The 23,515-nt window shown below is 52.8% G+C and carries 17 protein-coding genes; 9 read left to right on the forward strand and 8 right to left on the reverse strand.

The window, feature by feature from the left end; all coding sequences use genetic code 11:
* The first annotated feature begins 207 nt into the window (after nucleotides 1-207).
* Both ACMAY6_RS12825 and ACMAY6_RS12830 read left to right on the forward strand, forming a co-directional pair.
* Nucleotides 208-5,628: an AMP-binding protein gene (locus ACMAY6_RS12825; RefSeq protein ID WP_435212399.1), complete on the forward strand. Its 5,421-nt coding sequence runs from the start codon at nucleotides 208-210 to the stop codon at nucleotides 5,626-5,628.
* A complete protein-coding gene (locus ACMAY6_RS12830) occupies nucleotides 5,625-9,275 on the forward strand; it encodes an SDR family NAD(P)-dependent oxidoreductase (protein ID WP_435212401.1) in 3,651 nt (1,216 codons plus the stop codon). The genes ACMAY6_RS12825 and ACMAY6_RS12830 overlap by 4 nt, the downstream gene beginning before the upstream one ends.
* 261 nt (nucleotides 9,276-9,536) lie before the next feature.
* On the opposite strand, the gene ACMAY6_RS12835 is transcribed toward ACMAY6_RS12830, so the two are convergent.
* Nucleotides 9,537-10,100 (reverse strand): acyl-CoA thioesterase, encoded by a 564-nt coding sequence (locus tag ACMAY6_RS12835; RefSeq protein ID WP_435212402.1) that lies wholly within the window; start codon nucleotides 10,098-10,100, stop codon nucleotides 9,537-9,539.
* 118 nt (nucleotides 10,101-10,218) lie between these two features.
* Nucleotides 10,219-10,482 carry a TIGR03643 family protein gene (locus ACMAY6_RS12840; RefSeq protein ID WP_435212404.1) on the reverse strand — a complete coding sequence of 88 codons (264 nt, stop codon included), beginning with the start codon at nucleotides 10,480-10,482 and terminating at the stop codon, nucleotides 10,219-10,221.
* Nucleotides 10,483-10,793: 311 nt separating this feature from the next.
* Between ACMAY6_RS12840 and ACMAY6_RS12845 the strand changes: the two genes are divergently transcribed.
* Nucleotides 10,794-11,921 (forward strand): pectin acetylesterase-family hydrolase, encoded by a 1,128-nt coding sequence (locus ACMAY6_RS12845; protein ID WP_435212406.1) that lies wholly within the window; start codon nucleotides 10,794-10,796, stop codon nucleotides 11,919-11,921.
* Nucleotides 11,922-12,145: 224 nt separating this feature from the next.
* Here the strand turns inward: ACMAY6_RS12845 and ACMAY6_RS12850 are convergent, their stop codons facing one another.
* The 3 genes from ACMAY6_RS12850 to ACMAY6_RS12860 form a co-directional block, all read right to left on the reverse strand.
* Nucleotides 12,146-12,859 (reverse strand): YebC/PmpR family DNA-binding transcriptional regulator, encoded by a 714-nt coding sequence (locus ACMAY6_RS12850; protein ID WP_435212408.1) that lies wholly within the window; start codon nucleotides 12,857-12,859, stop codon nucleotides 12,146-12,148.
* Nucleotides 12,860-12,937: 78 nt separating this feature from the next.
* The gene (locus ACMAY6_RS12855; protein WP_435212409.1) at nucleotides 12,938-13,816 is read right to left on the reverse strand and encodes a DMT family transporter; all 879 of its coding nucleotides are present in this window, start codon (nucleotides 13,814-13,816) and stop codon (nucleotides 12,938-12,940) included.
* A gap of 1 nt (nucleotide 13,817) precedes the next feature.
* Complete coding sequence (locus tag ACMAY6_RS12860; protein WP_435212411.1) at nucleotides 13,818-14,648, reverse strand: SDR family NAD(P)-dependent oxidoreductase; 831 nt, start codon at nucleotides 14,646-14,648, stop codon at nucleotides 13,818-13,820.
* A 158-nt stretch (nucleotides 14,649-14,806) separates the two neighbouring features.
* On the opposite strand from ACMAY6_RS12860, the gene ACMAY6_RS12865 reads away from it, so the two are divergent.
* Together ACMAY6_RS12865 and ACMAY6_RS12870 are read left to right on the forward strand one after the other, a co-directional pair.
* Nucleotides 14,807-15,721 carry an alpha/beta fold hydrolase gene (locus ACMAY6_RS12865; RefSeq protein ID WP_435212413.1) on the forward strand — a complete coding sequence of 305 codons (915 nt, stop codon included), beginning with the start codon at nucleotides 14,807-14,809 and terminating at the stop codon, nucleotides 15,719-15,721.
* Between the two features lie 33 nt (nucleotides 15,722-15,754).
* Entirely contained in the window at nucleotides 15,755-16,675 is a 921-nt protein-coding gene (locus tag ACMAY6_RS12870) for a homocysteine S-methyltransferase family protein (protein WP_435212414.1), read from the forward strand.
* Nucleotides 16,676-16,688: 13 nt separating this feature from the next.
* On the opposite strand, the gene ACMAY6_RS12875 is transcribed toward ACMAY6_RS12870, so the two are convergent.
* Nucleotides 16,689-17,012 (reverse strand): high-potential iron-sulfur protein, encoded by a 324-nt coding sequence (locus tag ACMAY6_RS12875; protein ID WP_435212416.1) that lies wholly within the window; start codon nucleotides 17,010-17,012, stop codon nucleotides 16,689-16,691.
* A gap of 610 nt (nucleotides 17,013-17,622) precedes the next feature.
* On the opposite strand from ACMAY6_RS12875, the gene ACMAY6_RS12880 reads away from it, so the two are divergent.
* The 4 genes from ACMAY6_RS12880 (at nucleotide 17,623) to ACMAY6_RS12895 (ending at nucleotide 20,476) form a co-directional block, all read left to right on the forward strand.
* Nucleotides 17,623-18,321 carry a hypothetical protein gene (locus tag ACMAY6_RS12880; protein WP_435212417.1) on the forward strand — a complete coding sequence of 233 codons (699 nt, stop codon included), beginning with the start codon at nucleotides 17,623-17,625 and terminating at the stop codon, nucleotides 18,319-18,321.
* Nucleotides 18,318-18,911, forward strand: coding sequence for a FlgO family outer membrane protein (locus tag ACMAY6_RS12885; protein WP_435212419.1), 594 nt, complete (start codon nucleotides 18,318-18,320; stop codon nucleotides 18,909-18,911). Before ACMAY6_RS12880 ends, ACMAY6_RS12885 begins: the two co-directional genes overlap by 4 nt.
* A 111-nt stretch (nucleotides 18,912-19,022) precedes the next feature.
* Nucleotides 19,023-19,262 carry a hypothetical protein gene (locus tag ACMAY6_RS12890; RefSeq protein ID WP_435212420.1) on the forward strand — a complete coding sequence of 80 codons (240 nt, stop codon included), beginning with the start codon at nucleotides 19,023-19,025 and terminating at the stop codon, nucleotides 19,260-19,262.
* A 368-nt stretch (nucleotides 19,263-19,630) separates the two neighbouring features.
* Entirely contained in the window at nucleotides 19,631-20,476 is an 846-nt protein-coding gene (locus tag ACMAY6_RS12895) for a glucose 1-dehydrogenase (RefSeq protein WP_435212421.1), read from the forward strand.
* A 141-nt stretch (nucleotides 20,477-20,617) separates the two neighbouring features.
* Here the strand turns inward: ACMAY6_RS12895 and ACMAY6_RS12900 are convergent, their stop codons facing one another.
* Both ACMAY6_RS12900 and ACMAY6_RS12905 read right to left on the reverse strand, forming a co-directional pair.
* Nucleotides 20,618-21,673 carry an alpha/beta hydrolase gene (locus ACMAY6_RS12900; protein WP_435212423.1) on the reverse strand — a complete coding sequence of 352 codons (1,056 nt, stop codon included), beginning with the start codon at nucleotides 21,671-21,673 and terminating at the stop codon, nucleotides 20,618-20,620.
* A gap of 46 nt (nucleotides 21,674-21,719) precedes the next feature.
* Entirely contained in the window at nucleotides 21,720-23,324 is a 1,605-nt protein-coding gene (locus ACMAY6_RS12905; RefSeq protein WP_435212425.1) for a flavin-containing monooxygenase, read from the reverse strand.
* Nucleotides 23,325-23,515 lie beyond the last annotated feature (191 nt).

The following is a 23,515-nucleotide window of genomic DNA, read 5'->3' on the forward strand; positions in this document are numbered from 1 at the left end:
AGTGTAAAAATGCCAATTTTTCTAATCCGCACCCTAGCTGACACCGTAACTGTCCACATGTTCGGGTCAATTAAAGAGAGATAGATCGCTCTTACCCATAAAAATTAAAAATGTTGGCTGTAGCACAACTCTGAAATCGGTATTGCTAAATCATGGCGATGCCCTCTTTTGAACGGAGCCTGAAGCGCTTCACAGGGAGTTTTTCATATGACTGTAGGAGTCGCTTGGGAGCAATTGGGCTCACAGGCGGGGGAGGATGCCCTCCGCCGTTTGATCAATGAGTCGCCACAGGATTTTTTTGGCGACGTTGCCCGCCGCAACATTCACTGGTTCGATGCTGAGGCGCAACAGTGGGTGAATTTTGACCTCGCGGCGCAATGCTGGGCAGGATTTTCAGCTGATACAGGAGCCGTCGTCCCTAGCGGCGCGCTTGCAGACAGCGCAAACCCATGGAGCACAGTTCTTGATAACAGCCAAGCACCCTATTTACGTTGGTTTGTCGGTGCGCAGACTAACGCCTCCTTTAATGAGATCGACCGCCACGTGTTGCAAGGTCGTGGCGACAATAAAGCCCTGATTTTTGAGGGAGACCGTTGGGACCCCTCAAAGAATAGTGGCCGAGGCGGTCCGGTTACCGAACAACAGTTCAGCTACCGTGCGTTACTCCTAGAAGTCGTCGTTCGAGCTCGTGTCCTCACCAATCTTGGACTGAAGACCGGCGATCGCATTGCCTTAAACATGCCCAACATCCCAGAGCAGATTTTTTACATTCTCGCAGCTCAACGACTGGGCATCATCTACACCCCAGTTTTTGGAGGCTTTTCCGCCAAAACGCTTTCGGACCGCCTGCATGACGCGGGCGCCAAGGTCGTCATTACTGCTGATGGCGGCTACCGAAACGCCGAAGCTGTGCCCTTCAAGAGTCAGTACACCGACCCCGCTCTAGACAATTACGTCCCCAGAGAGGCCGCACTTGAGGCTTTGTCCCAAACCCTCAAGCACTACCCCGATATGGCGGACAGCCAAGCGCTGCTGGCGGCTGTCAGCAATGCCCTAGCCGGAGAGATCACCCTAGAACGCGCCGACATTATGCGCGAACTTGGCGGCATTTTAGCTGAAATGGCCAATATCACCCCGGAAATCAGCGCCAAGCTACGCACGGAAGTTGCCATAGCACTATCTCAGGTAGGTCACGATATCAACAAAGTAGTGGTGGCCCGATACACAGGGCAGGAAGTCATTGAATATGACCGAGATGCCTATTCAGACGACTTGGTAGCAACAGCCAAACAAGAGTTTTTGACCGAGCTGCAAGCCGAGGATATGGCCTATTTTGAAGCTTTAAGCGACACCGAGTTTCAAGCCACTTTGTATCGGTTGGAAGCGGTAGTCCCCGTAGAAGCCAACTGGCCGCTGTTTATCATTTACACCTCCGGCTCTACCGGCAAACCTAAAGGCGTCGTGCACACCCACGGAGCGTGGCTAGCCGGCGTCACGCATTCAATGCACGCTGTGTTTGAAGGCACACCCGACGATGTCATGTATGTGGTGGGCGATCCCGGCTGGATTACGGGTCAGTCGTACCTCATTGCAGCGCCGCTCTCCATGGGTATGACCACAGTGGTTTGCGAAGGCTCACCGCTCTTCCCCCATGCAGGGCGTTTCGCGGCAACCATTGAGCGATATGGCGTCACACTATTCAAAGCAGGCTCTACTTTTCTAAAGGCCGTTATGACCGACCCGGCAAGCACTCGGGACATGGCAGCCTTTGACATGGGTTCGCTGCGTGCCGGAACCTTTTGCGCGGAGCCCGTGTCGCCCGCGGTTCAACAATTTGCGATGGAAAATATCTGCTCACATTACATCAACTCATATTGGGCGACGGAGCACGGCGGCATCGTTTTCTCATGCCACTCTGGCGGTTATAAAGACCTCCAACCCGATGCCAAAACGTGGGCGCTTCCGTGGATACAAGCGCAGGTAAGGGTTGCCGAATCCGCCGGCGAAGATGGCGTGTCGCAATGGCGTGAAGCCGAAGTGGGCGAAAAAGGTGAGTTAGTGATCACTAGCCCCTATCCCTATCTGGCGCATACGCTCTGGGGCGATAAGGAGCACTTTGGAAGCGAAAGTTGGTGCGGGGATGTCGACCGATTCAAAGCCGTGTATTTCGATCGCTGGAGTGAGGGCTATAGCTACACGCAGGGTGATTACGCCCGACGTCATGAAGACGGCGGATTCACGCTTCACGGCCGCTCTGATGACGTTATCAACGTGTCAGGGCACCGAATTGGCACCGAGGAGATCGAGGGCGCCATTCTGCGGGACAAAACGCTGAGGGAAGACTCACCATTAGGCAACGTCGTGGTTGTGGGCGCACCTCACGATGAAAAAGGCGAAACCCCCGTCGCTTTTTTAGTCGCCGCTCCCGGCCGCAAATTAAATGACGATGATTTCAGCCGCTTACAGGGTCTTGTTCGCAGTGAAAAAGGCGCCACCGCAGTGCCATCAGACTTTCTCGTGGTACCTGCATTTCCCGAAACTCGTTCGGGTAAATACATGCGCCGCACCCTGAGAGGGCTGCTTCTTGATGCTCCGTTGGGCGACACCTCAACTTTGAAGAACCCTGAGGTCGTCGACGTGATTAGGGATGCCATCAGCCAATGGCGCGATCACGGCGCACTCGCGCAAGCCCGACAGATTGTGCAAACCTGGCGCTACATCAGACTCGAAATACACCGCCTGACAGAGAGTCATACCGTTGCCTTGCTGGCCATTACTAACCCGCCGGTAAACGCACTGAATGAGCGGGCACTCGATGAACTGCACACAGTTATTCACCAAATAAAACATCAAAGCGATATCGACGCTTTGGTTGTGACCGGGGCACGCGGCACTTTTGTTGCAGGCGCCGACGTCAAAGAGTTGTTAAAGATTGGGGAAGTTGGCGATACCGCCTCTGCATTAACGCCTCCCCACGCCGCTCAGGCTGCCTTCGCCGCGATCGAAAATCTTGATATGCCGGTTATCGCCGCTATTAACGGCCCAGCATTAGGCGGGGGTAACGAATTACTGCTTTCCTGCGCCTATGTGGTCGCTGCAGATCAGGCCACCTTCGGCCAGCCCGAGGTCAACCTCAACCTACTCCCGGGTTATGGCGGCACGCAACGTCTGACCCGTAAATTGCAAGATCGCCAAGGTGACGAGGGCGTCGCCAATGCACTGGGCATCATGCTCCGCGGCCGTCCCATCGACTCTGACTGGGCGCAGCGTATCGGATTAGTCGATGAGGTAGTACCGGTTGGAAGTGAGTCGGCCCTCAATCGAGCGATGTCCCGTTTGCGCGAGCATTTCTCGGGTAACAGCCAAATCTCCAGCGTCTTAAACCGGCACAAAACCCTTCTCGCTCAACGCGAGGAGACTTTGGTGCCTGACGGCGATATCAAAGAACACCCTGAGGTAGCGACAGCTCTGAAACAGCTCTCAGCCGGCGGCCGCGAGCATGTTGCTCAACGCATTCTTGAGGCCACCTTTATCGGTTTAGAGCAAGGCGTTACGGCAGGCCTCGATGCCGAGGCACGTTTATTCGCTGAATCGGTTTGTGACCCTGCTTCTGGTCCTACCGGAATTACAGCTTTTCTCGAGAAGCGCAGTTCGCCTCTGCCCTGCCAACCAAAGGCAGTGCCGCCTTATCCCAGCGAAGAACAACTCAGTGATTTAGAAGCCTCAGGAAACCTGCTTCCCGTAGGTGCGAGTTTTTTCCCTGGCGTGACACCCATACCCAGCTACCAGTATGGCTGGGGAGTCGCGAGGTCTGACCTTGATGGCGCACCAGAGCACGGCGACCCTAACGTCGCTGAACGCAAATTGGTGTACCCAACCCCCGCGCCGGAGGCCGCTGAGGCTCTGATCTACGTCCTTGCCTCAGAGGTTAACTTCAATGACATCTGGGCGATAACCGGCATCCCGGTTTCACCCTTCGATGCTCGGGAATCCGACGTTCAGGTCACTGGGTCTGGCGGTGTTGGCTTGGTGGTGTCTCTGGGAGCCGAGCTGGTTTCTGAGGGGCGACTATCGGTAGGCGATTTGGTCACTGTCTACTCAGGGCAGAGCGAGTTAATGTCCCCTGATCAGGGGTTAGACCCTATGGCAGCTGACTTCCGCATTCAGGGCTACGAACGCAATGACGGTTGTCACGGCCAGTTCTTGGCGGTTCAAGGGCCGCAGTTGCACCCCAAATTGAGCTCACTGACCTTCGAGGAAGCTGGGTCCTATGGCCTTACTATGGGGACCATTCAACGAGCGCTATTTACCACTTTAAACATTGAAACAGGACGACGCCTGTTCGTAGAAGGTGCCTCAACGGGCACTGGCTATGACTGCCTTAGAAGCGCAACTGCTAGCGGCTTGTCGTGTCTTGGCATGGTGTCCAGCGACCAACGCGCCACTCGAGTTACTGCTGCGGGTGGTTCCCCCATCAACCGAAAAGACAGCCGCTGGCAAAATATTTTTACCGCAGTGCCAGATGACCCGAAAGAATGGCAGGCTTGGCATGAAGCTGGCTTACCCTTCGTCGCTGCTGCAGAAACCGCTGTCGGCGGCAGTATTGATTACGCCGTATCCCATGCGGGTGAAAATGCATTTCCCCGAACCTTTCAACTGCTAGGCAACAACGGGGTGCTCGCTTTTTACGGTGCATCCTCGGGTTATCGCTTTACCTTCTTGGGCAAGCCCGGCGCCTCCTCCCCGGCCACTATGTTCCGCAAGGCCGGTTTACGCCCAGGCCAAACCATCTTAATTGTGTATGGCCCAGGTGCGGAAGATGGCATTGTTGATAACGTCGCCATTGAGGCCATCGAAGTAGCCTGTCAAAACGGCGGTCAGGTGGCGGTGCTGGTAGATACCATAGCGCAGCGGGAATTCGTGAGCTCTTTGGGCTTCGGGCCCCGGGTTCGAGGCGTTGTCAGCATCGAAGAAATTGCAAAACGCTTGGGTGACGACTTCATGCCACCGGGACCTTTTCCCGGTATGCCAGACCCCTTTACCGAGTCGCTAGCTTTCCGCGAGGCGGTGAGGGAGTTTTCCGATAAAACGCTGAAGCCAATTGGATCTGCTATTGCTCCAGCATTGCGAAATACTCTGGATAAACGCGGTTTACCTGACATTGTCTTTGAGCGACGTGGCCGAGACGGGCTCGCCCTTGCTTCCGCTCTGGTAAAGCCCAATACGGGTCGCGTGGTCTACGCCGAGGATCTCGAGGGGCAGTGCTTTAGCTTCTATGCACCTCAGGTTTGGACCCGTCAACGACGCATACTTATGCCCACAGCGGAAATCCGAGGTACGCACCTCAACACCTCACGGGAGTTTGCCGAAATGCAGGAGCAGATCGCCTCGGGCTTGCTCGCGGTCCTTCCACCCACGCCCGTCACCATGGAAGAACTTCCCGAGGCTCACCAAGCCATGTGGGAGAACCGCCATCAAGGTGCTAATTACGTAGCAGTGCACGCCCTGCCACGAGAAGGCCTGAAAACCAAAGACGAGCTTTACCGAGCCTGGGCATTGCGAGATGCAGCAGAGCGCGGGGAGCAAATTACTCAAGTAGAAACCGGCTCAGCAGGAGCACTCCGATGAATGATTTTGTGCAATTCACAGACGACATGGCCAGTCAGTCAAAGTCCGGGAAAAGACTGGAAAACAAATCGATTATTTTAACTGGCGCCGCCGGGTCAATTGGTCGATTTATCACCCGGCAACTGCTCTGTGAAGGTGCAAGAGTGATGATGACAGGGCGTGATATCAGCAAGCTCGAGGAGTTTGTAGATTCACTCTGCGATGACGGTTTTAGCAGGGAAAATATGGTCGTTACGGTGGGTGATTGCGCAGACCCCGAAGTTTGTCGGCGCATCGTTGCCGATACCGTAGAGGCCTTTGGGACCATTGATGTCTTGGTGAATAACGCAGGTGCAGCAGGCCCTAAGTACACGCTGCGAGACATCCCCTTCTCAGACATAGAAATGAAAACCGCGGGATCGGACCAGACGATGTTCGACTCTGCTATGAACCTATTGGGCGCACCCTGGAACATGGCCCGAGCTGCTGCTCCGCATATGTCAGTGGGCGCATCCATTATTAACGTGTCGACCATCTTTTCGCGAACGCACTATTTTGGCCGCATTCCTTATGTAGTCCCCAAGTCCGGACTGAACGCGCTGTCGAAAGGGCTCGCACTTGAGCTTGGTGAAGAGCAAGGCATTCGCGTTAATACCGTCTTCCCAGGCCCGATTGAGTCTGAACGCATCGATACAGTGTTCGCCCGCATGGACGAGCTTCAAAATCTGGAGCCTGGCAGCACCGGTCGTGAATTCCGAGACCTCATGATTACAACTCGCGATGGCGAGGAGGGTCTTGAGTATCGTTACCCAACGCCCACAGATGTAGCGTCTTCGATCACCTGGCTGGCCTCCGGCGAATCTGCCGCCGTCTCGGGTCACGCAGTCGAGGTCACCAACGGCATGCAGGTGCCCGCTCAGAGTCGGTCTCAGCTAGTCTCGTGGCCAGACAAACGCCTAGAAGACCTGTCTGACAATATCGTGTTGATACTGGGCGGATCAGATTACGAAGAGGCGGTTACTTTTGCTGAGCGGCATACCGAAAGCGGCGCCCGAGTCTTGCTGGCTTTTAGGAATCTGGAATCAGTCGGTCATGCTAGGTCGATTATCCAAGCCCGGGAGCTCGAGTCAGTACAGCTTTCACACCTCGATCCTCTGCGCCGAGAGTCTGTCGACAGAACCATGCAATTCATAGACGACCACTTTGGCCGGCTCGATGGGGTAATTGTTCTTCCCCAGAAGAAAAATGGTCAATATGGCTACTCCATCTGCAGTGCTTCCGATGACGATGTTGAAAATTTTGTGAAGGACGAGGTCGTTGCGCCTGTTGCCTTTGCCTCAACGCTCGCGACCAACCTTAGTCGCTGGTTTGGCAAGTGCGAGCCCCCTGCGATCACCTACGTAACCAATGAAAGCGATGGTCACGGCAACTTGCTAAACGAAGTTATTCGCGCGTCAAACGAGGCGCTGATTCGGGGCTGGCGCCATGAAGATGAAACGCTGAAAGCGTCAGGAGATCTTTCGTGGTCAGTCCAGCCCAATCAGCTGGTACGTTACGATACCGAGGATAAGGACGCCCTCCCCTTCGCAGCAGACTGGGCTGCGACACTCACAAACCGAGTGCGGCAGATGGATCCGATCAACCTCTGGATTCCTAAAAATATCAAGCGGGCAACCGGTAAAGGGGCTATGCCCACATCACTGATGCGGGTTCTGCCCGGCCTGCACAAAGGTAAAACTGCGGTGATCACTGGCGGCAGCTTGGGCATAGGCTTGCAGTTGGGACGTTACCTTGCCATTGCGGGCGCACGGATCCTTCTGAGTGCACGCAGCGAAGCCAAGCTCTTAGAGGCAAAGGCCGAAATCGTCGAGGAGCTCAGCGGAATTGGCTACCCCAACGCTGAAACCCGTATTCACGTACTGGCCAATATCGATGTTGGCAATCCCGCGGCCCTTGATCAATTGCATCAGCACGCAATTGATCTGTTTGGTCAGGTCGATTTTTTAATCAACAACGCCGGCATTTCCGGTGCTGAAGAAATGGTTGTCGACATGACGCTGAAAGACTGGGATCGCACCATGGAAGCGAACCTGATCTCCAACTATTCGTTAATTCGCAAGTTCGGGCCACTCATGAAAGATAAAGGCCGAGGTTCGATACTGAACGTCTCCAGTTACTTTGGCGGCGAGAAATACGTGGCGGTGGCCTACCCCAACCGCGCTGACTACGCTGTTTCCAAGGCGGGGCAGCGCGTGCTTGCGGAAATCTTATCGCGTCACCTTGGACCAGAAATTCAGATCAATGCACTGGCTCCCGGCCCCGTCGATGGTGCGCGGCTGCGTGGATTAGGGGATGCTCCCGGATTGTTTGATCGTCGCGGAAGATTGGTTCTAGAAAACAAACGCCTCAACCAAGTTCATGCCGCTATGATTTCGGCGGCGGCTGACGGCTATCCAGTTGAGGAACTCAGAAAGCTTTCAGCCAACGCAGTAGAGGTACTACCTTCCCACAATCTGCCTTCAACCCTCAGCCGCTTGTACACACAGGTGAAGGATTCTGGCGGAACAGGCAGTTCCAGCCAGTGCTTACTGCATATGGGTATGGCCGTGAAATTGGTAGAACGATTGGTTAACGCAGGCATTTTTACGGCGGAGGATAAGGACGAATTCTTGGGTTCTTTTGTCGATGCACCGTCCCCCTTCTTCGACAAGGAAGCTTGCAAGCGATCGGCGACTCAGATTGAGTCGGGCATTTTAAACCGGTTGCACCTGCATAAGATGCCGACGGATGAGCAAGTAGGCTTGTCAACGGTATTTCACCTTGCCGATGAGATCGTTAGTGGTGAGACCTTCCATCCCTCTGGCGGCCTGAAATTCGACCGATCAGTGACTGAAGGCGAGTTGTTGCTATCACCCAGTGAAAAAGATTTGGCGCGGCTCAGCGGCAAGCGCGTTGTCATTTTGGGCGATTGTATGCGCAATGAAATTACCGAGATTGCCAACGGTTTTTCTGCCAACGGTGTCGATAAACTCTGGGTGCTCACGCGCTCCGAGGAGACCAAAACAACATTACATCACGCCCTGGAATGTGACAGCTCGGAGAATATCGAGGTCCGCTGTATTGGCGACGATATTGAAGGCGGTTTGGACCACATACTGCGTCATGACGGTGGCTTTGATGTCATTGTGAGCAGCCCCTTTGAGCGTCTTCCCTTGAACGCGCTGGCAGGAGACCGGGGTGGCGATTGGGATCGAGTGTTATCCGATGAGCAGTTTCGGCAGCTCGTTCACCAGCAGCTTACCCATCATTTTCGTAGTGCTCGCATTGCGGCTTTGATACCCAGCTGCCAAATTGTGTTGTTAACACCTGAGACATCTCTGGCGTCAACGCGGGAGGAATTTGCCCTAGCACTCTTTGTGAAGAACTCTTTGCACGCGTTCACCGTGACCCTCGGTGTGGAAGGCGAGCGTCTGCCAACTGTCCCAGCGGTGAATCAGGTGCAACTGACGCGAAGGGCTCACACAGAAGAGCCCTCTAATGATCAGGAGCTATCTGAAGAAATGGAACGACTGGTTGCTGCCGTCATGCAGTGTTCGGTCCCCGCCCCATCGCCGAAAGAAAGCCGATACCTGTCCAAGATTTTCCGAGGTAATGCGGTCACCGTATAACGACGATCGAGCTTGAAATAAAACAGGGGCTGAAAAGGCCCCTTTTTTTTAACCCTGTAAGCGAAGAGATCGTTTAGGTTTCAAACTCATGGGCTGGAAGGGCACAGGCCTATGTAGTAATCAGAAGATCCTTGCAGACCGTTAGCTCACGACCCGCTCAGTCTGCATGTCAGCCCAACCAGTGAATGGCGAGAGAATGGAACAATCTAGCCTAAATGTTTTGGGTTTAGCGCCATTACCCCCACACCAAAGTGCTAGCAGCTATTCAGATTTTTCTAGCTGCACAACACAGCGTTGCTCGCCTAAAAACTGCTCGACGTCATCATCGTATTCAAAGTTTTTACGATAATCTGCCATGTAGCCGCGCGCGTGATCGCGTAGCCGTTTGCGCTGCAGAGCCGCACAGTAACGCCTCACATCCTCTACGGTTTCCAGAATGAGCGGGGGTACGGTCACGGTTTCACCCTTCGCGTTTTTGGCGACCATGGTGAAATAACAGGTATTGGTGTGTCGTCGAGCACCCGTCTGTATATTTTCCGCCACGACTTTAATACCCACCACTAGGGACTTAGTCCCCACATAATTCACTGAGCCCATCAGGGATACCACCTCCCCAACCTCCACTGGCTCGAGGAACTCAACCGCATCGACACTCACCGTGACGCAATAATTACCGGCATGCTTACTAGCACAGACGTAAGCGACCTTATCCATTGTGGACATGAGCGTGCCACCGTGGACCTTGCCACCAAAATTTGCATATGAGGGAACCATCAGCTCGATAATTGTGCGTTGCGAATAAGAAACAGGGTGGCCTTCTGGCATGGGCGTCTCCATAGGCATCGAAAGAGGATATGGGTGGGGGGCTTGGCGTGCCTGTAATGCTGTAAATACGCTAGGGCGACAGGCTTGGACCGCCAAGCTCGGCTTAAAACAATGGCCCCTAGCGGGTCCGCTGACTGGGACAACGGTGACGCCCAACGTCGAAACCGCGCAGTGCCCGATGCTTCGTCTTTCTGCCAGTAACGCGCTTACGCCACATCGTAAAAGACCTTTTTTTCATCTCACTACGCATAAGGTCAATAACCTCAGACTCGTCGAGACCGTACTCGGTTTCGATGACTTCAAAGGGCGTTCTATCCTCCCAAGCCATCTCAATCACGCGGCCAATATCATCATTCGAAAGTCGATCCCGAAAATTACTCAATGTAGTGCTCAACGCCTAGGCTGCCTGTTTCCCCTGTTGTACGGGGCTTGGCCGCTAAAAGTTCTCATTTCTCAGGGTTTTTGAATTGTAGGGCTATATACCCCATTAAAGTTACCGAAAATTCCCGGTTCAAAAGCAACAATTTTTCTCTCGCCTAATTCTTCAAAGCAGCAATTTGCGCAAATCTAATAAGGCGTTATCTACAAACGATACCAGCGGCAAATAGGTGATCATAGTTCGCCAAAAAAGTGTGCCCAAAAGCCGCATTTGGCTAAAATAAACTGTCACAAATTTTGACAAGGTCTTTCCCAATGGCGTCAGTTTTTTTTCAAATATCAATGGCAATTTTGTTAGTCTTTCTCACTGCGTGCTCAGACTCCAATGACCCCGCACCCACACCACCGCCGACTCCGGAACCACTTCCCGAGCCTGAGCCCGAACCCACGCCTTTTCAAGTGCTTTACGATCAGGGCGTCGACCAATATTTGGGCCTGTACACACCAATGACCTCGGAAGTCGAGGGCGACATCGTTCAGCACACATTTGGAGCTGGTGATGGTCCACTTTGCCTTGTTGGTGGTGAATATACGATGGCAACCCGAGAAGGATCTGCCGACGAGTTAATGATCTTTTTAGAAGGCGGCGGTGCCTGTAACAGTTTACTTTGCCAGGCGACTCCCAGCGCCAGTCCTGGCATGCCTACCTTTGGCATTCTCAACCCTGCGTCCTCAACCAATCCTGCGGCTGATTTTAATGTTGCGTATTTACCCTATTGCGATGGCTCGGTATTTTCAGGGGATGTCGATATTGACGACGATGATGATGGCACCGTCGATCGCTATCATCGAGGGCTGAAAAATTTGTCTGCGTCGATAGACGTTATAGCCTCCAACTTCCCAGCACCAACGCGAATTTTGTTAACCGGTAACAGCGCCGGTGGTTTCGGAACTGACTACATGTTGCCGCTGGTTCGAAAGCTTTATCCAGACACGCCGATCGATCTTGTCAACGACTCGGGCGTAGGCATTTCAAGGCCGGGGTACGTGGACTTCGTTAGCCAAGAGTGGAACGCAACCCGATTTATTCCTGAAGACTGTGATACTTGCATCAGTCCTGAAGGACACACAACGGGGTATCATATTTTTCAGCTGGATGAAGATCCCAATCTTCGAATGGGGTTCCTGAGTACCAAGCAAGATTCTGTTATTGCAGATGTCTTTGTGGGTATTGGTGGCGAGGCTTTTGAAGCCGCGCTTCTTCAGGAAATGGCCGTCCTCGAAGAGGCACACCCAGAGCGCTTTCACAGTCTTATCGCTGACGGTAACAGCCATACATTCATTCAGGCTCAGTTTGAGCGAGAGGTCGCGGGCGTTCCTGTCTATCAGTGGATTGCAGATATGTTGAGTGGCTCTGCTGATTGGCAAAGCATCTCCGATTAGACCGATTTAAAAGCGCTAACGCTCCAGTAGCATTTGGCAGTAGCGTTGTCAGTCGCACCAGCGCTCAGCGTCGAACAAAACGGCGCTGAGCCTATCTTATAATGACGCCGACCCGCGGTGTTACAAGGCCCTAGCAGATGCCATACCGTTGGTCGGCACCGCCCCCCCAGAAACCCATCGGGCAGACCATACTTGCTGTATGGCTCAGCGATCATGCGCACCCTTCAAAGCTTTGCGTCGTGAAAGATGTTTTGCACATCCTCGCAGGCATTTAATAAGCCCAAAAGCTTTTCAAATTGCTCGAGCTCATCGCCACTGATTGGGGTTTCCCCTTTAGGGACGAATTGGATTTCGTCCACTTCAAAATCAACACCGGGGAAAGTTTCTGTCAAGGTATTGCGCGTCTTAGCGTATTCGGTGTGCGGTGACAGCACCGTCAGCATTCCGTCATCATTTTCGACATCAGTGACATCCACATCTGCCAGCAGCAATGCCTCAAGCACCTCGTCCTCATCTCCAGAGAAAACAAACACCGCAGCATGATCAAACATATGCGCGACAGTGCCGGGGGTTCCCATTTTACCTTTACCTTTAGTAAAAGCTGGCCTGACATCACCAATCGTTCGATTAGCATTGTCAGTCAGGCATTCCACCAGCAGCATAGTGCCGCCGGGGCCAAATCCTTCATAACGGGCTACGTGATAATCCTCACCCACACCCGACTCAGCCTTGGCGATTGCTTTATCAATAACGTGAGAAGGCACCTGATCTTTTTTAGCGCGATCAATCAGTGAACGCAGCGACAGGTTAGCCGCCGGATCCGTTCCACCAGCTTTTGCGCTGACATAAATTTCGCGACTGTAGCGCGAGTAGACAGCTGTCTTTACAGCAGCAGTTTTTGCCATAGACAGCTTGCGATTTTGGTAAGCGCGACCCATTCAGGACTCCAAAAAAATATTACAGAGATTAGTTTACCGCGAAAATCAGGTCATCGAGCACTCGATAGCGTTTTAAAATTAGGCTGAGGAACGCGACATTAACCAGACTGCCGCACCCACAGCAATGCCACCCAGCAGTTGCAGGGGTGCGAAAGTAGCATTCAACACAGGTACAGAAATCAATGCCGTGAAGAGTGGAATCAGGAACAGATAGCCGCTTGTAACCGCAGCACCACCCAACCGTAGCGCAGTAAACCAAAATCCAAACGATAAAATCGACGCAGGAATCACAAGCCAAACAAACAGAAGTATGTCACTGATCAGCACAAAATTTATGCCCGGCAAACCCAATGCCAAAGCGATGATTAGCACCTCAGCACCGCCAACAAGCATCTGCCATGCATTAAGACTCCAACCCGTTATGGTCAACCCCGATGTCTTGGTGAATACCGTCGCAGAAGCCCAACAAGCTGCACCGACTAACGCCAGCGCAAACCACTGAAGTTCGCCGATACCCGCCTGATTCACGCCTGAGCCAATGATTAACGCAACGCCCAACATACCAATTGCCAACGCGATCAATTGCTGAAGGGGTGGTAGTGCCCGGTTCATAACAGCCAAAATACCGGTTACCCAAATAGGCATCGTTAGGGTTAAAAGTGAGATTGTCGCCGCGCTCAGGTGCTCCATTGCGATAAAGCCAGTACCAAAGAGCACCCCTGTCTGAAGGGTCCCAACGATTAGCACACCAACGACATCAGATATGTTTTTGGGCGTCTCAAGCTGGCCACGCAAAAACAACCAAAAAACGGCCAAGAGACCCGCCAACGTGAAACGGCTAGCCACTAGAACAAGTGGGTGTACGCCATCATTAATAAACAGCTTTGAGACCACAAAAGCCGACGCCATCAATAAGGTGGAGGCCAGCAGCAACCAATAATAGCGCTGGGGTGCCACGCTATTTTGACTCGTTTCTTTGCCCAAGACGCTCTATAAAAAAATGATAGCTGGTAGGAAAAACTTTCGTTAGCCAGTGCATTATACGAGCATCCCATCCCACGAATATTCTGGGCGTGCTGACCGCCGTCCGTCTCAGTATTATCTCTGCCGCCTTCTCTGGGGTTGTTTTAGCAGCCTGTCGAAACTGGGCATCCCGCTCTTCGGCATTACTTAGCGCCCACTCGCCGTCGGCGCGAGCACGTTTTGCAATATTGGTAGCCACTCCACCAGGGTGCACGCAACTCACTTTAATGGAGCTGTTGCGGTACTCTGCTTGAAGCGCCTCGGTAAAGCCCCTGACGGCAAATTTCGCCGAGTTGTAGGCGCTCTGACCCGCCACACCAATCATGCCGAATATGGATGACACGTTGACCAAATGCCCCACCGGCGCAGCCTGCAGTAAAGGCAAAAAAGCTCGAGTTGACCACACAACGCCCCAAAAATTGATCGCCATTAACCACTGAAAACTCTCCTCGCTGGCGTCGGCAAAAGGCGCAGCATAGGCAACCCCTGCGTTATTAAAAACGGCGTCGATACTAGTGGTTTCGGCAGCCACTGCTCGCCCCCAAGCCACGATGGCATCTTGATTGCCACAATCAACGACCTCAGTATGCACAGCCGCCTTTACTACATTGAGGCCTTCGAGCGTCGCTTCTAGCCGACCCGAGTCGACATCACACAACCATAACTCGCATCCCATCGCATTTAATTGCTGGGCTAGGGCTCTACCGATGCCATCACCCGCCCCTGTGATTACTGCTTTTTTTCCCGAAAAATAACCCGCCGCCATGCTGCTCATCCAAATACGATTTTGCAGGTACACTAGGCTATGGCAGGATCCGGCACAAGCTTTGTACGTCGGGGCAATCCCTGTACTCACAGTCAGGTTTGATTGCTGCAACACCTGCACACTTCAACTTTGCATGCGAGACAGGAGCGCTAAAAACATTGATTTCTGCTGACGAGACTTTTGACGGCACCTGGCCGTTCGAGCCCCACTTTTCGACCACGGCGGGCTTTAGGCAACATTACATTGACGAAGGCCCGGAAGACGGTGAGGTGCTTGTATTGCTTCACGGGGAGCCAACTTGGGGCTACCTGTATCGAAATATGATTCCCGGTCTGGCCAGCAAGTATCGGGTCATCGTTCCCGATCACATGGGTTTTGGAAAATCTGCAACACCCCAGGATAGAGAATACACATTACGCTCCCACGTCGAAAACTTGGAATGCCTTATTGATGCGCTGGGTCATAAGGCCATCACTTTCGTGGGCCAAGACTGGGGCGGCCCAATGATCGGTGCATATACCGCACGTAATCCTGAAAAGGTCCAAAGAATTTTTCTAATGAATACCGTTCTTGGATACGGTGGCGGTAAAGCAAGCGGCGGCAAAACACCCTGGTTTCAATGGATCGAGAAACATGCCAGCAACGGAACCCTGGAGGGTATATTGGGTGAAATGGGCAGTACAGTACTGTCGGTGATGAAGATCATTGGCTTTCAGAACTCTGCGGGGGTTACTGACACCTGGATCCATGCTTATTCGGCCCCGTTCCCAGACAGAGAAAGCTGTATTGGGGCCATTAATTTTCCACTAGACATCCATGAAGGACGCTTTCTGTCCTTTGTTCGGGAAACTCTCGAACAAGGCGACATTGCAGCTCTGCGCAGCAAACCTGCAATGCTGGTGTCAGGTGATAAAGACTTCGGTATTGCCAAGGACCATGCGATAAGCGACTTCAAAGGGCTTTTCCCCCAAGCACCTATCGTAAATGTCGAGGGCGTTGGCCATTTTTGTCAGGAAGATATCCCAGATACACTGGTCGCCCTAATCGATGGGTTCGTACAATCTAATCCCTGAACATTACTTTATCCAACAAAAGAGACTCACCACATGACAGCTGCTATCACGCTCCTAGATGGAGGCATGGGACAAGAACTGATTCGCCGCAGTAGCGCGGCAAAACCACACCCTTTGTGGTCGCTGCAGGTCATGATGGACGAGCCCGAGCTTGTTGCAAACGTGCATCGCGATTTTTGCCTAGCAGGAGCTCGAGTAATCTGCCTCAACACTTACTCTGTTACGCGCCACCGACTACAAATGGGCACCGCACTTCCCGATCTACCTGAGTTGCTGAAACACGCCGGGGACCTAGCCCGGGCCGGCATTCATGCTTCCGGGCGCAGCGGCATCGATGTCGTTGCCTCACTACCCCCACTGACTGCGTCTTATTTAAAGCAGAGTCCACTCAGCCCGGTGCAAATGAAAGACGAATACAAAGAGCTGATGGAATTACAGCGCAATCACGTTGACGGATTTTTAGCAGAAACCCTGAGCTCAGTCGCTGAGGGGCAAGCGGTATTGTCGGCAGCACAGGAAGCAGGCACCGGCGTTCATCTTGCGTTCACTGTTCAAGATGAAGATGGCACGCTACTGCGCTCTGGAGAATCGTTGGAGGATGCGCTGCGCGCTTGCACACCGCTGAACCCCCTATCGATCATTCTAAACTGCTCCGTCCCCGAAGCCATCGATCAGGGACTACCGCTTTTAGCCACAGTTACCGACACCTTCGGTGCCTACGCCAATGGCTTTCACTCCATCACTGCCTTAAAGCCCGGTGGAACCGTGGATGTGCTATCAGCGCGAGAAGAACTTACGCCTTCGGTATACGCCGATATGGCGCTGCAATGGATGGAGCTAGGAGCCTCTATACTGGGAGGTTGCTGTGAGGTAGGTCCCGCGCACATCAAGGCCCTAGCAGACGGGATTGTCGGAAAGGGCCGGCAGCTATCTGGACTCCCGGCGCAACCCTAGCAAAGCACTGCGTCTACTTTTGAAGCCAACTATTGCACCAGCCGTTGGCATGTACCCGTTTACCTGCAAAAATCGGGCACGCACCGTACTCGCCGTCGATCGCCTGGTAAATCGCACAGCTGGTACATTGCTGTGCTGCGCCTCCGGGCCCCGCTTTCTTCGCCCACTTAGCCGTGTCAACGGTCGTATGGTCGGCAACGTACCCTAAGGCCGTCGCAGTCGGATCGTCTGCTGCCACAACTGGGCCCTGCGCGTGCGCAAATCTAGCAATGAGTAGCGCCGAGGAAGCGGCTGCAGCGCCTTTAATAAAGGTTCTTCGAGAAGTGTTGTGTGTCATAGCTGACTCCTGATTATTTTGTTTACCCTCACTTTACGCAGGGACATTGCAGACAGCCTCATGCCGTCTAGCTTCTGTCCCATTGCACTCCGCGAGGCCACCAGCCTTTCATGGGCCATTCCAATGCCTCCGCCGCGCCAACGACCCTAACATTCCAGCCCAGCGCAGCCCATAATATAAACAAAAAGAATGTTTATTGATTTTTACATGCATAATATTGAATATTAACAATTGTTAATGATGGTCCAAGCTGAAAAACGCCTCGTAAAGGCTCACAATACTTCACGTAAATGAACCTTTGGAAAAATTATTATGAGTAACTCAGCTTCGGATTTATTAACAGTAGCCATCGGCGCCGCAGTAATAGCCCTGCCATTATTGATATCAACAATTTAATAACTATTGCAACATATAGCGTCGATAACCCTATCGTCGCACAGGGCTTAAAACACCCAAAGGTCAGGCTGCTGCAATATCGTCCATTACCGGGCAAGGCATTTAATTTCTTGTGCCATTATTTTATTGCCAGCTAGGCTCAAGTTTTCTGCGAAACGGTCGCTACTTCTATTGAACTGGATGTTAATCGTTGTACCGAAATGTGGAGCAGGACATGCCTTGCATATTTAATGGGGTCCCGAGCAGAGCGTTGGTGTTGGTCGGGTTGTTGGCAGTTGGTGGATGCCAGCACTTCGCCCAGGGCAATCGAACAGCCGATTACCCTATTAGCAAGCAATTCCCACAAATTTACCAGCAGCAGCTGCAGGCCAGTGCGCATTGGCAACTGATCGCTCACAACGAAGCCCAGTTATTGGTAACGCGGTTTGAGGACGCACCCTCGCTGCAACTTACCCCGGTACAAAGCAATGGCAATAGCGCATTCCACCGCGCCTACCATGACTTCCTAGCTGAAGGCCTACTTAATGAAGGTGCGCTTTTATATGAAGCGGGGGAAGATGCAAAAGTAGAATTCAACATCGAGGTCCTCGATTTCTCAACGCGTAGCCAACTGAACCTCCCCCCGGGCTTTATCTCCAGTACCGTTTTATCGGCATACATTATCGGGCATGCCGTTGAAGCGTGGTCGAACCCTGCGGCCTTGCTTATACCTGCGGCTATTGGAGCCGATTTTTACCAGTACATGAATGCTGACTCGGCAACACCAAATACAGAGATCATACTCACGACGCGTGTTCGACAGGATGCACGCCTGGTTTACAGCCATTCTTCCATCTACTACTTGCGCACTGCCGACACCGGACTGTACGAGGGCGGCGGAGCCATAAAGGTCCGGGGGCCTGTCGTTTTATGACTACCAAGAGGCGCAATATCGTTTTCTCCGCCGCCCGGGCTTTGGTTCTTGCCCTTGTATTCGGAAAACTTGCAGCCTGCAGCAACTACTACGGCGGCAATGCGGCGAGTCGAGCCATTTACTCAACACAGCAGGAATCGGTCGATCTTCGTGCCGAGGTTGAAACGGCATGTGCGCAACTCATTCGCGCAGCGAAGCACACCAATAAACGCAACGATACTCTGCTGATTGTCAGTTTCGCAGACTTGAGTGCGCTCGATCAGTCCTCGAGGCTAGGGCGACTTATGGGGCAAGACTGCAGTACAGAGTTCGTTAGCCACGGCTATCAGGTCACAGAACCCCTGTTCGCAGACGCGCTTTACATAGATCCGTCTCATGGTGAACTGATGCTCTCGCGCAACCTTGAGGTTCTTGTGCAAGATCACCAAGCCACCGCCGTAGTGGTCGGCACCTACACCCTAGGCAGAGACACAGTTTATGCCAACGCGCGGATGATTCGATCTAGAGATGCTTTAGTACTGTCCGCCGTTTCGTTTGAAATTCCACTGACGCGTGAAGTGAGTCAACTGATTGCTCAGGGACCTCGCTAACTCGTCATAAAAATTCACTGCTGTTGCCCGCTATCTGACACTACCGCGAGCTTTAACCAAACGCCAATTGGGCACCCAAGGTTGCGCATACGCTGCTGGGGAATCACCTTGATGCTCCCATCCGCGACAGTGATTCATTTCATGCTGCAGCACATCCGAATCGACTGGCGTCAGTACATGTACCTCGCAGGTCACGCGCTGCCAGCGAGCCCTTCTAATGGCACAGGCGTTACTGCGGTTATCGCCGCAAACAGACGTTATTGCCCGCTGCGAAGCATACTGCGTTATCCGTATATTGGCTTTGAGAAGGTCCGGACACAACTCATTGCCCGCTGCCACACAAATCTCTGAGCTCGGCTTGTGTGACAAACCAATCAACAAAAGAACCAGCGACAAGCCACTGAAAAAAATGACCCAATTAGGGCTTACCCAGCTCGGCGGCGGCTCATTAGATTTCGGCATACCCCGACCTACCCTGATGAGGTCTTATGGGCTCGCACTGAGTCAAGCCACGGCGCGCGTAACACAGCCTTGCCTTTACCCCACTGATTCAACCAACCACGGAAAGCTAGCAAGTTCATGTTTGTTCCCTGCAGTCTTTACATGACAAATACTCGACGACACTCTCCATCAAATAAACAGACACCAGACACCGGACACCGGACACCGGACACCGGACACCGGACACCGGACACCAGAAAGTAACATCGCAACAAAAAATGACAAGGATTGATGACAACATCCCCGCCATGGGTCAGCATGATCACCAACTGTATTGTTTACATGGGACTGAGTTCATGCGCATCAACAATAAAACAGCGTTAATAACCGGCGGTGGTTCAGGTTTGGGAGAAGCCAGCAGCTTACGGCTGGCAGAAGAGGGCGCACGGGTTTTTGTGACTGACATTTCTCAAGAATCCGCAGAACGTGTCGCTCAAACCATTCGTGATTTTGGGGGCCAGGCTACCGCACTGCACCATGATGTGACACAAGAATCAGACTGGTCACGGGTGCATGATGCGATAGCTGCGGAGTGTCAATCGCTGGACATACTCGTCAACAATGCCGGCGTCGCGTTCTCCGGCAATATCGAGGAGACCTCTCTTTCCGACTGGCGGGCTGTCAACAGCGTAAACAGCGATGGCGTATTTTTAGGCATGAAAAACTGCTTGCCAATGATGACCAAGCCCGGGGGCTCTATCATCAATATTTCATCCATTGAGGGCATCATTGGTGATCCAAATCTCATTGCCTATAACGCCAGCAAAGGGGCAGTTCGACTCATGACAAAATCCGCTGCGCTGCATTGCACTCAGGCAGGCTATGGCATTCGAGTAAACTCCGTTCACCCAGGCTTTATTGAAACCCCGATGGTGGCCGAGGGTATTGCCGCGATGGGCGACGCCGCTGAGGAATTCCATCAACAGATTCTTGCCGCCATTCCTATGGGACATCTTGGACAAGCCATTGATATTGCCAATGCCGTACTCTTTTTGGCCTCTGATGAGTCACGATATATGACGGGCAGCGAAATGGTCATCGACGGTGGCTACACGGCGCACTGATCTCAGACGATAACGTCGGCCTAACATCGCAAGGGTCGGTGTCAGCCGCCCCCGCGCTGCCGCAATGCGACCCGCCTGCTAAGCGGTCTCCAGGGTAAGCCTTATCGGAGAAGCTAGCTCAAGGGTTCGAACGACTCCCTGTTACCTGGCCAGACTGCATTCCTTGAGCCAGCCCGCCATATCCCGGGCCGTCATTCGGGAAATATCCGGCATAAACGCGCCAAAGATCTCGTTCGCATGAACGGTACCCATGGCTTGCCGGCACTGAGATAACACGCCCGCTCGTTGGAGCAATCGATAGAACGCAATACCCTCGTCCCGGAGAGGGTCACACTCGTTAACACTGATCATAGTCGGCGGAAAATCTGCGACGTCAGCTTCGGCAGCAAAGCCGGGCCACGCCATCGGGTCTTGCGCTTCCAAGGCCTCAATTCCGTATGCCATCGTAGGGTGATTATTGGCCACACTGATCAGCACACCTTCATTCTCAAGGGACGACGGACAGGCCTCTGAAGGCCAAGCTCCAAGAATATAAGGACATAGCGCATAGAGGCCCACAGGCTTTACCGACACATCTTCAACAATCAGACGCATGGTAGTTGCAATGGCTAAATTGCCGCCCCCACTTTCACCGGCAATCATGATTTGATCACCATCAATACCCAGTGCGCCTTGCTGCTGGGTGACCCAGTGATACCCGGAAACACAGTCATTCAACCCAGCAGGATATGGCGCCACCTCTGCCACTGAAGAAGGGCGCAGGGAGTTGCGAAAATCAACCATAACAACACAGAGGTTCTGGTGCGCAATTGTCTTACCCCAAGCCCGATAGTTTGGATCCAAAGCCGACAAAATAGCCATGCCTCCACCATGAATATAGTAAACACAGGGCAGTATCTCATCGGTATCCGGGCGAATAATTTGCAGATTAATGGTGTTGCCATCTGGATGAGATACCAATGACTCAGTGGTTATTCTTAGACCCTTTGAAGGCATAACATCTTCATTGTCTAACATCCCTAACAACTCTGACATTGCCTCCTCAGCAGCAAGTGCCTCCGGGGTATTTGCAGCGGCTAACGCTTCCTCCCGCGTCGCCACGTCTGCAGCTTGGGATAACATGGGTTCCTCAAACCCCGCTAACAGCCCGCGATTGCGCATATCGAGCCGGTCGTCTTTCATAGGATCGTAAGTCATACTTCTTTAACTCCAAAAGGGGCTGTTGTTGAGCCCACCGAAAAAATCATTCGATACTAAAACCCGGATAACCCTGCGCTTGAATTTCATCACAAAGCTCACGGTAAACGTGTGCACCTCCAATATAGGAGAGCAAACGCCGCTGTTTGCCCTCGATATTGGCACCTGTGTACCAGGAATCAATGGTCATCATGAGCGTTTCATTGGCCACTTCGTCGTGATGTTGCACCCACTCCTCCTCGCGTTCAGCGGTGGGCTCCATGGTCGACTTGCCAGAGTTCACGACATTTAAAATGGCATCCGTTACCCAGTCTACTTGTTGTTGCGCACAGGTTTGAACGTTGCAAAAAGCCGCTATCGGTGAGAGTGGACCCCCAACAAGAAAAAGGTTCGGAAACCCATGCACTTGTAGCCCCAAGGTCGTGCGAATGTCATCGCGCCACAAGGCGGTCAGCGATTTTCCGTCACGACCTTCAACGCCCATGCGCGAAAGGGTACCAGTGCCCGCGTCGAAACCCGTCGCCATGATTAGGGCATCGAGGGGGTATTCTTCACCTCCTACTACAAGGCCCCGTTCCGAAAATCCGTCTATGGGTGTCGCCTTGATATCGACAAGATGCACATTTGATTGGTTAAAGGCTTCGTAATAGCCATTTTCTAAAGGCACACGCCTCAGCCCATAACCGTGATCACGCGGGATCAGTTTTTGCGCCAAATCAGGATCATTAATTTGAACGCGAATTTTTTCACGAACGAATTCGGTAACTTCCTCATTCATTACCGGATCTACCAAGACTTCTGGAAAGGTCCCTACAAACATACGCAACGACCCGTCTGCCCAACACTCCTCGAGAACCTCACGACGCTGCTCTATAGTGAGTGTCGCAGCATGACCTTCCTCTGCAGGATCCCAAGGAAAACCCCCAAAAGTATTGTGGACGAGCTGACTTAAACGAGGGTAATCAGCGCGCCACTCTGCCATGATTTTTTCATCGACGGCATAATTCTTCATGCGAACTGCGTATTGTGGTGTGCGTTGAAAAGACGTTAATTCCGCCACTTCAGGTGCGAGGGTTTGAATCACTTGAATACCGGTCGCACCGTTGCCAATAACACCGACCCGTAAACCCTTAAGATCAACCGGTTCTTGTGGCCACTTTGCGGTGTGATAAACCTGCCCCTGAAACACCTCCTGATTGGGAAAGGACAGGACCTTCGGTGTTGACAGCAATCCGACGCAACTCACGAGATACTTTGCGGCATAGACAAGACCGGCTTCAGTCGTCACATGCCAACGACCCTCCTGCTCTTTCCAGTGCGCAGAGACCACCCGGGTATCCAGCTCGATACTGGAATAAAGATCAAATCGATTAGCGACATGCTGCAAATAGCGTTTTATTTCAGGCTGAGCGGGGAAGCGCTCAGACCACTCCCAATCATCCAGCAGTTCCTGCGAAAACCAGTATTGATAGATATTGGCGGGGGAATCAACACGGCACCCCGGATAGGCATTCCAATACCAAGTGCCACCGACGTCAGGAGCCGACTCCACCGCTGTGACGGTCAGTCCCGCTTCACGCAGTTTATAAAGTTGGTAGAGGCCTGATACGCCCGCACCCACAACAAGCGCATCCAAATATTTATAACTCACTAACCCCTCCCCGATGACTAATTAATGGCCTTACCGCTCACGATAACTTTTGCGCTCGCTGCATTACCAGTTTCATCGACTCACCGCCTCTACTGAGAGCCATGCATCAACAAAGTATTGCGCGCAGCTGACCCGACCCCCTAACTTCTCGCTGTCAGAATTACCGCTTACCTGCTAGTTTAAGCACCAAA

The sequence above is a fragment of the Luminiphilus sp. nBUS_16 genome, from assembly GCF_051201645.1.
In the GTDB taxonomy this organism is placed as follows: Bacteria; Pseudomonadota; Gammaproteobacteria; order Pseudomonadales; family Halieaceae; genus Luminiphilus.